This is a genomic window from Streptomyces ureilyticus (assembly GCF_011045025.1).
GTDB classification, from domain to species: Bacteria; Actinomycetota; Actinomycetes; order Streptomycetales; family Streptomycetaceae; genus Streptomyces; species Streptomyces ureilyticus.
The window spans coordinates 49,128-57,723 of the sequence record NZ_JAAKZX010000039.1 but is presented as its reverse complement, the minus strand read 5'-3'; the positions used below and the strand labels follow the sequence as shown (position 1 = coordinate 57,723).

7 protein-coding genes are annotated in these 8,596 nt (G+C 68.6%); 2 read left to right on the top strand and 5 right to left on the bottom strand.

Annotated elements, in window-relative coordinates; all coding sequences use genetic code 11:
• The first annotated feature begins 185 nt into the window (after window positions 1-185).
• Together G6048_RS15275 and G6048_RS15270 are read left to right on the top strand one after the other, a co-directional pair.
• Entirely contained in the window at window positions 186-944 is a 759-nt protein-coding gene (locus tag G6048_RS15275) for an IclR family transcriptional regulator (RefSeq protein ID WP_165340074.1), read from the top strand.
• Between the two features lie 151 nt (window positions 945-1,095).
• Window positions 1,096-2,358 carry a PP2C family protein-serine/threonine phosphatase gene (locus tag G6048_RS15270; RefSeq protein WP_165340073.1) on the top strand — a complete coding sequence of 421 codons (1,263 nt, stop codon included), beginning with the start codon at window positions 1,096-1,098 and terminating at the stop codon, window positions 2,356-2,358.
• Window positions 2,359-2,400: 42 nt separating this feature from the next.
• Here the strand turns inward: G6048_RS15270 and G6048_RS15265 are convergent, their stop codons facing one another.
• The 5 genes from G6048_RS15265 to G6048_RS15245 all read right to left on the bottom strand — a co-directional run bounded on the left by G6048_RS15265 (window position 2,401) and on the right by G6048_RS15245 (window position 8,568).
• Complete coding sequence (locus G6048_RS15265; protein ID WP_165340072.1) at window positions 2,401-3,033, bottom strand: potassium-transporting ATPase subunit C; 633 nt, start codon at window positions 3,031-3,033, stop codon at window positions 2,401-2,403.
• 24 nt (window positions 3,034-3,057) lie between these two features.
• Window positions 3,058-5,220 carry a potassium-transporting ATPase subunit KdpB gene (gene kdpB, locus G6048_RS15260; protein ID WP_206341614.1) on the bottom strand — a complete coding sequence of 721 codons (2,163 nt, stop codon included), beginning with the start codon at window positions 5,218-5,220 and terminating at the stop codon, window positions 3,058-3,060.
• Window positions 5,217-6,917 carry a potassium-transporting ATPase subunit KdpA gene (gene kdpA, locus G6048_RS15255; protein WP_165340071.1) on the bottom strand — a complete coding sequence of 567 codons (1,701 nt, stop codon included), beginning with the start codon at window positions 6,915-6,917 and terminating at the stop codon, window positions 5,217-5,219. The genes kdpB and kdpA overlap by 4 nt, the downstream gene beginning before the upstream one ends.
• An 8-nt stretch (window positions 6,918-6,925) precedes the next feature.
• On the bottom strand, window positions 6,926-7,015 hold the full coding sequence (gene kdpF / locus G6048_RS15250; protein WP_165340070.1) for a K(+)-transporting ATPase subunit F: 90 nt from the start codon (window positions 7,013-7,015) through the stop codon (window positions 6,926-6,928).
• Between the two features lie 272 nt (window positions 7,016-7,287).
• Window positions 7,288-8,568, bottom strand: coding sequence for a cytochrome P450 family protein (locus tag G6048_RS15245; RefSeq protein ID WP_165340069.1), 1,281 nt, complete (start codon window positions 8,566-8,568; stop codon window positions 7,288-7,290).
• Window positions 8,569-8,596: the final 28 nt, after the last annotated feature.

Genomic DNA, 8,596 nt, shown 5'->3' with positions numbered 1-8,596 from the left:
GGGCTGCGCCCCCAGACCCCCGGGTCGTAATTCGACTGCGGGTCCGGCGTGGCTGGTCGCCCCCCGCTCATGGGGGTCCCCCGTCGGGGCGGAGCCGCGAATTGATACAGCCCCGCGCCCCCTATGGGGCGCCCCTGACGGGCGCGAATGTTGCCCATCCCGCGTGCCAGGCGCACGCTGGGCGTATGGCTGGAGGCGAGGGGCCTACTCTCATCGGCTCCGTGCAGCGGGCTTTGCGGCTGCTGGAGGCGGTGAGTGCGCATGAGAACGGGGCGCCGGCCAAGCAGTTGGCGCGGGAGACGGAGCTGCCGCTGGCCACCGCGTATCACCTGCTGCGGACGCTGGTGCACGACGGCTACGTGCGGAAGCTGGACGACGGCGGCTACATCCTGGGCGACAAGGTGCAGACAATGCACACCGCGGGGCGCGGCCAGGCTCTGCTCAGCCGGGTCCGTCCGACGCTCGCGGCACTGCGGGACGAGTTCTCGACCGCCGCCTACCTCACCTTCTACGAGGACGGCGAGATCCGGGTCGCCGAGATCGTCGACGGTCCCCGGGCTCCCCGGGTCGACCTCTGGGTGGGCTTCGAGGACGCCGGGCACGCCACCGCGCTGGGCAAGTCCGTACTGCGCGAGCTGGACGAGGAGTCCCGCAAGGACTACCTGTCCCGGCACACCATGTCCGACCTCACGCCTCGTACCATCACCAGCCCTCCGGAACTGCTGCGGCGCGTCGACTCCTCGCCCGTGGCCCCTGCCGTCACGGACCTGGAGGAGTACGCCCTCGGCACGGTCTGCGTCGCGGTGCCCGTCTACTACGGAAACAAGCTCGGCTCACTCGGCGTCTCGCTGCCGAAGGACCGGATCTCCCGGCTGGAGGAGATCCGGGCGCGGCTGATCCCGACGGCGAACCGGGTGAGCAGGAGCCTTTCGCTCACCACGTGACCAGGAGTCTTCCGCTCACCACGTGACCAGGGACCCTTTGCTCATTATCTGAAAACGCACTCCTTGCAGCAGCCCCCATCGAACCCGTTTCCTGGATGAACCGGACATTCCAGGGGGCGACCCCGCGACAGGTGAGGACTGCGGACACCACATGACTCAGGCCCGACACCACGGTGGCGACCACTGGCCGATACGGCCGTTCAGCAAGCGAGTGGGCAGTCCTGGGGCCCGGCTGCGTACCGCCGCGCACGTAGCCGCGAGTACGGCCGTACTGCCCGTACTCGCCGTCTCCGCCATCGTGCTCGTCGACCTCCTCGGCGGGTCGGGAATGATCTGGCTGCCGCTGCTGGCCGTCGGGCCCGCGCTGGCCGCCACGACCAGCGGACCGCTCGGGGTCCTGAGTGTCGGGCTCCTCGCCGTGGGGCTGGGCACCGCACTCGGCATCCGTGACGGTGTGCCGAGCCATGAGCTGGTGGTCGTGCTGTCCGCACTGGCGGCCGTCACCCTGGCCAGCGGCCTGGCCAGCGCGCTGCGCGGGCGCCGGGAGAAGGTGCTCGCCGCCGTCCGTTCCGTGGCGGAGGCCGCGCAGCATGCACTGCTCAAGCCCGTACCGGCGACGGTCGGCCCGTTCCAGACGGCCGTCCGCTACAGCGCCGCGGCGGCGGAGGCCCGTATCGGCGGGGACCTCTACGCGCTGGTGCCGACGCCGTACGGGGTGCGGCTGATCGTCGGCGATGTGCGGGGCAAGGGCCTGCCGGCCGTGGGCACCGCCGCCCTCGTGGTCGGCATCTTCCGCGAGGCCGCCTATGACGAACCCGATCTCCTCGCCGTCGTCGACAGGATCGAGCGGAGCCTGGCCCGTAACCTCGGCAGCGACGACTTCGTCACCGCTGTCGTCGCCGGTTACCCCCGCGAAGGCCGCCTGGAGGTGGTCAACTGCGGCCACGCTCCTCCCCTGCTGGTACGCGACGGCAAGGTCGTCCCGGCCGAGCCCACGCACCCGACGCCGCCCCTGGGCCTGCGCGCCCTCACCGGCGAGGCCCCCACCCTCCAGGTCCTGCCCCTCGCGGACAGCGACCAACTGCTCCTCTACACCGACGGCGTCACGGAGGCCCGGGACCACAACCGCGACTTCTACCCCGTGGCCAAAGGCCTGGAACGGCACCTGACCGACAACCCGGCCCGCACCCTCACCGCCCTTCACGAGGAACTGCTGACCCACGTGGGCGGCCGCCTGCACGACGACGCGGCCCTGCTCCTGCTCCGCAAGCCGACGGCTGCCGAGAAGCCGGCCGAGACGGCGACCGTCCCCGAAACGGCATCGCACACCGCGAGCGTCTCCCGCACCGTCCCGCCGCACGCCCGCTCCTCCACCGAGGGCACGGGTCGCAGCTCCGACCCCGCTACGGCATGACCACCGCCGAAACGTCCGCCTCAGCTCAGCCCGCACCGGGACTCAGCCCTTCGCCACAAGTTCCTCGAGCGCCACGTTGAGTTCGAGGACGTTGAGGCGGGGCTCGCCCATGAAGCCGAGGACGCGGCCTTCGGTGTGCTCGTCGACGAGCTTCTGGACCTGGGCGACGGACAACCTGTTCCGCTCGGCGACGCGGTGGACCTGGAGGTCCGCGTACGACGGGGAGATGTCCGGGTCGAGGCCCGAGCCGGATGAGGTGACCGCGTCGGCGGGCACCTGGGAGGGCCGCACGTTGTAGTCCGCCGTCGAGTTGTCCTTGACGACCTTGGCCTTGGTCTCCCGGACCCACTTGATGAGTTCGGGGTTGTCACCGGCACGGTTGGTCGCGCCGGACAGGATCAGCTTGTACTGGGTGTTGACGCTGTTGGTGCCCAGCCCGTTGGCGGGCCGGGGCTGGAAGTAGTCGAGGCTGTAGCCCTGCTGGCCGATGAGCGAGGAGCCGACGACCTTGCCGTCCACCTTGATCTCCGAGCCGTTCGCCTTGTTGTGGAACAGCGCCTGGGCCACACCGGTGACGGCCAGCGGGTAGAGCACACCGCACACCAGCGTCAGTACGAGCAGCGCCCGCAGCCCCGCCCCCAGCAACCGGGCCGTGTTCGTAACCGAGTTGTTCATTGCCGATCAGCACGCCTTCAGTAGTTACAGCCCGGGGATGAGGGAGATGAGCAGATCGATGATCTTGATGCCGATGAACGGGGCGATCAGCCCGCCGAGGCCGTAGATCCCGAGGTTGCGGCGGAGCATCTTGTCGGCGCTCATCGGCCGGTACCGCACCCCGCGCAGGGCGAGCGGTACGAGCGCGATGATGATCAGCGCGTTGAAGACGACCGCGGAGAGGATCGCGGAGTCCGGCGAGGACAGGCCCATGATGTTGAGCTTGTTCAGGCCCGGGTAGACCGCCGCGAACAGCGCGGGGATGATCGCGAAGTACTTCGCGACGTCGTTGGCGATCGAGAAGGTCGTCAACGCGCCCCGGGTGATGAGGAGTTGCTTGCCGATCTCGACGATCTCGATGAGCTTGGTCGGGTTGGAGTCGAGGTCGACCATGTTGCCGGCCTCCTTGGCTGCCGACGTGCCCGTGTTCATCGCGACACCGACGTCCGCCTGAGCCAGCGCGGGCGCGTCGTTCGTACCGTCACCCGTCATCGCGACCAGCTTGCCGCCGGCCTGCTCGCGCTTGATCAGCGCCATCTTGTCCTCGGGAGTGGCCTCCGCGAGAAAGTCGTCGACGCCCGCCTCGTCCGCGATCGCCTTGGCCGTCAACGGGTTGTCACCCGTGATCATGACGGTCTTGATGCCCATACGGCGCAGCTCCTCGAACCGCTCCCGCATGCCCACCTTGACGACGTCCTTGAGGTGGATCACGCCCAGCACCCGTGCACCATCCGCGTCCTGGACGGCCACGAGCAGCGGCGTACCCCCCGCTTCGGAGATACGGTCCGCGAGCGCGCCGGCGTCATCCGCGACAGTCCCGCCCTGCTCCCGCACCCAGGCGACGACCGACCCCACCGCGCCCTTGCGGACCTTCCTGCCGTCCACGTCCACACCCGACATCCGGGTCTGCGCGGTGAACTCGATCCACTCGGCGCCGACCAGTTCGCCCTGGTGCCGCTCCCGCAGTCCGTACTTCTCCTTCGCCAGTACGACGATGGAGCGGCCCTCGGGCGTCTCGTCGGCCAGCGAGGAGAGCTGGGCGGCATCGGCGACCTCGGCTTCCGGGGTGCCGCTGACCGGCAGGAACTCGGCGGCCTGCCGGTTGCCGAGCGTGATGGTGCCGGTCTTGTCGAGAAGAAGGGTCGACACATCGCCCGCCGCCTCAACTGCCCTTCCCGACATGGCGAGTACGTTCCGCTGCACCAGCCGGTCCATGCCCGCGATGCCGATCGCCGAGAGCAGGGCGCCGATCGTGGTCGGGATCAGGCAGACCAGCAGAGCCACCAGCACAACCATGGTCAGGTGGGTGCCCGCGTAGTCCGCGAGCGGCGGCAGCGTGGCCACCGCGAGCAGGAAGGTGATCGTCAGCGAGGCGAGCAGGATGTTCAGCGCGATCTCGTTGGGCGTCTTCTGCCGGGCCGCGCCCTCGACCAGGTTGATCATGCGGTCGATGAAGGTCTCGCCGGGCTTCGTCGTGATCTTGATGACGATACGGTCGGACAGGACCTTCGTACCGCCCGTGACGGCCGACCGGTCCCCGCCGGACTCGCGGATGACCGGCGCCGACTCCCCCGTGATCGCCGACTCGTCCACGCTCGCGACACCCTCGACGACATCACCGTCACCGGGGATGACGTCGCCCGCCTCGCACACCACCAGATCGCCGATACGCAGCTCGGTGCCGGGCACCTGCTCCTCACGGTCGCCCACGAGCCGCCGGGCGACGGTGTCGGTCTTGGCCTTGCGCAGGGTGTCGGCCTGCGCCTTGCCCCGGCCCTCGGCCACCGCCTCCGCCAGATTGGCGAAGAGCACGGTCAGCCAGAGCCAGGCGCTGATCGTCCAGCCGAACCAGTCGCCGGGGTCCTTGAACGAGAACACGGTCGTCAGCACGGACCCGACCAACACCACGAACATCACGGGTGACTTGACCATCACCCGCGGATCGAGCTTGCGAAAGGCGTCCGGCAGCGACCTGACCAGCTGCTTGGGGTCGAACAGACCCGTGCCGACGCGCCCTTCTGGGGAACCCTTGTGCCCGGTAGGCACATCGCTGTGCGGCGCGCGGGCCGAAGTGGTGGCTGCGGACATCGAGTCCTCTTCTTGCTTGTCTTGCCTCTTGATGTCTTGCTTCTTGATGTCGGTGGTCATGTCGCCAGCCCCTCGGCGAGGGGGCCCAGCGCGAGTGCCGGGAAGTAGGTCAGACCGGTGATGATCAGGATCGCGCCCACCAACAGCCCGGTGAACAGCGGCTTTTCGGTCCGCAGGGTGCCCGCGGTGGCCGGCACCGGCGTCTGCTCGGCGAGCGAGCCCGCCAGCGCCAGCACGAACACCATCGGCAGGAACCGGCCGAGCAGCATCGCGAGCCCGATCGTGGTGTTGAACCACGGCGTGTCCGCGTTCAGACCGGCGAAGGCCGAGCCGTTGTTGTTGGCGCCGGACGTGTAGGCGTAGAGGATCTCGGAGAATCCGTGCGCGCCGGTGTTGGTCATCGAGTTGGCCGGGGTGGGCAGCGCCATCGCGAAGGCGGTGAAGACGAGCACCAGGGCCGGGGTGATCAGGATGTAGCAGGCCGCCAGCTTGATCTCGCGGGTGCCGATCTTCTTGCCGAGGTATTCGGGAGTACGGCCCACCATGAGGCCCGCGATGAACACCGCGATGATCGCCATGATCAGCATGCCGTAGAGACCGGAGCCGACACCGCCGGGCGCGATCTCGCCGAGCTGCATGCCCAGCAGGTTGAGGCCGCCACCGAGGCCGGTGTTGGACGAGTGGAAGGAGTCCACCGCGCCCGTGGAGGTCAGCGTCGTAGAAATCGAGAAGATCGACGAGGCCCCGATGCCGAAGCGCTGTTCCTTGCCCTCCATCGCACCGCCGGCGATCTCGAACGCCGGTCCGTGGTGGGCGAATTCGGTCCACCACATCAGGCAGATGAAGCCGAGCCAGATGGTCGCCATCGTGGCCAGGATCGCGTACCCCTGCTTCAGCGAGCCGACCATCCGGCCGAAGGTCCGCGTCAGCGAGAACGGGATCAGCAGGATCAGGAAGATCTCGAAGAGGTTGGAGAAGGGGTTGGGGTTCTCAAAGGGGTGGGCGGAGTTGGCGTTGAAGTAGCCACCGCCGTTGGTGCCGATCTCCTTGATGGCTTCCTGGGAGGCGACGGCGCCGCCGTTCCACTGCTGCGAGCCGCCCGCGAACTGTCCGGCTTCATGAATCCCGGAGAAGTTCTGGATGGCACCGCATGCGACGAGCACGATGGCGGCGATCACGGAGAGCGGCAGCAGGATGCGTACGACACCGCGCACCATATCGGCCCAGAAGTTGCCGAGTTCACCGGTACGGATGGGGGTCCCCCCGCTCGAGCGAAGCCGAGAGTGGGGGAGTGCGAAGCCTCGTACGAGACCGACCGCCACCGCGATGCCGACGGCCGAGGAGACGAAGTTCTGCACGGCCAGGCCGCCGGTCTGTACGACGTGGCCCATGGCCTGCTCGCCGTAGTACGACTGCCAGTTGGTGTTCGACACGAAGGACGCGGCGGTGTTGAACGCCTGGTCCGGGTCGATCGAGGCGAAGCCCAGCGAGCCGGGCAGGCTGCCCTGGACGCGCTGCAGGACGTACAGGAAGAGCACGCTCACCGCGGAGAAGGCCAGCACGCCGCGCAGGTACGCGGGCCAGCGCATCTCGGTGTTCGGGTTGGCGCCGATGCCCCGGTAGATCCACTTCTCGACACGCAGATGCTTGTCCGAGGAGTAGACCCGGGCCATGTAGTCGCCGAGGGGTCGGTAGGCCAGCGCCAGCGCCGCGATGAGCGCGAGCAGCTGGAGCACACCGGCAAGTTCGGGGCTCATGTCGGCCGTCAGAACCTCTCCGGGAAGATCAGCGCGACGACGAGATAGCCCAGCAGGGCGACGGCCACGACGAGGCCGACGATGGTCTCGGCGGTCACAGCTTCGCCACCCCCTTGGCGATGAGCGCCACCAGCGCGAACACCGCGATCGTGGTGACGACGAAAGCCACGTCGGCCATCGGAGCTCCTGGATGAGGTACGGAATGCGGGATCGAACCTGACGGTTCGAGGAAACCCGCACTCCGACCGAAAGCGACCGCCGTTGACGGCTCCCTTACGCCGACAGATCCACCCTTGACGCCTTTCTTACGACTGCGGGCCCACGACGGGTGGCTGGGCACGGCTGAAGGCCTGGTGGCGCGGGGGAGTGATCAGGCTCCGGCGTCGCGGCGTACGGGGCCGAGACGTGCGGGGAGGGAGTGGTGCCCGTTGGAGATGAAGGACTCCACCGGGCTCAACTCCTCGTCAGCGACGTGGAGTTGAAGGTCCGGGAACCGGTCGAAGAGCGCCGGGAGCGCGATCCGGGCCTCCATCCGGCCCAGCGGAGCGCCCAGGCAGTGGTGCACGCCGTAGCCGAAGGCGAGGTGCTCCTTGTCGACCCGGGTGACGTCGAAACGGTCGGCGTCCTTCCCGTACTTCGCGGGATCGCGCCCGGCGGCCGCGTACGAGGCGAGGATCGCGTCACCCTTGCCGATCACCATGCCCTCGGGGCCGCCGAGTTCACCGAGGGCCAGGTCCTCCGCGGCGTACCGCAGCGGCAGGCTGGCGACCGGTGCCTGGACCCGCAACGTCTCCTCGATGACGTCGTCCCACGAGGCGGTGCCGGCGCGGACGAGGGCGAGCTGCTCGGGGTGGGTGAGCAGTGCGTGGATGGCGTTGTCGATGAGGTTGACCGTGGTCTCGTGACCGGCGCTGATCATCAGGACCAGGGTGTCGAGCAGTTCCTGTTCGCTGAGCCGGGTGTCGCCCTCGTCGTCGCGGGCGGCGATCAGCCCGGACGTCAGGTCGTCGCCGGGGTGCTCCCGCTTGCCGGCGACGAGTTCGCTCATGACGGCGTACAGCCGGGCATAGGTGTCGGTCACCTCCTCCGGGGTGGCGGCGGTGTGGAAAATGCTGTCCACGATGGACCTCAGCTCGGCGCCCTTCTCCTCGGGCAGCCCGAACAGTTCGCTGATCACGCGAATCGGCAGCGGATAGCAGAACCCCTCGCGCAGATCGACTGGTTCACCCCCGCGCCCCGCCTCGTCCATACGGTCGAGCAGCTCCGTGGTGATCTCCTCGATACGAGGCTGCAGCGCGGCGGTGCGGCGTGCGGTGAACGCCTTGGCGACGAGGGTGCGCAGCCGTTTGTGCTCGCCGCCGTACGCCGTGAACATGTTCTGCACCGCGACCCAGGTGAACAGCGGCCACTCGGGGGAGATCTCCCCGTTGATCCACGAGGGCCAGTGCTGCCGCGGATCCTTGGACACCCGGGAATCGGTGAGCAGCCGCTTCAGCAACTCGGTATCGCTGACCGCCCAGGCCTGAACGCCGTCGGGCAGTCCGACGCGCGTCACCGGCCCGCGCTTCCGTATCCGTGCCGCCTCGCCGTGAATGTCACGGCCGGTCGGGTCGATGACGATGGAGTCCTGCGATAAGTCCTGCTGCCCCATGGGAGCCTCCCACTGATCGAACGCCGAT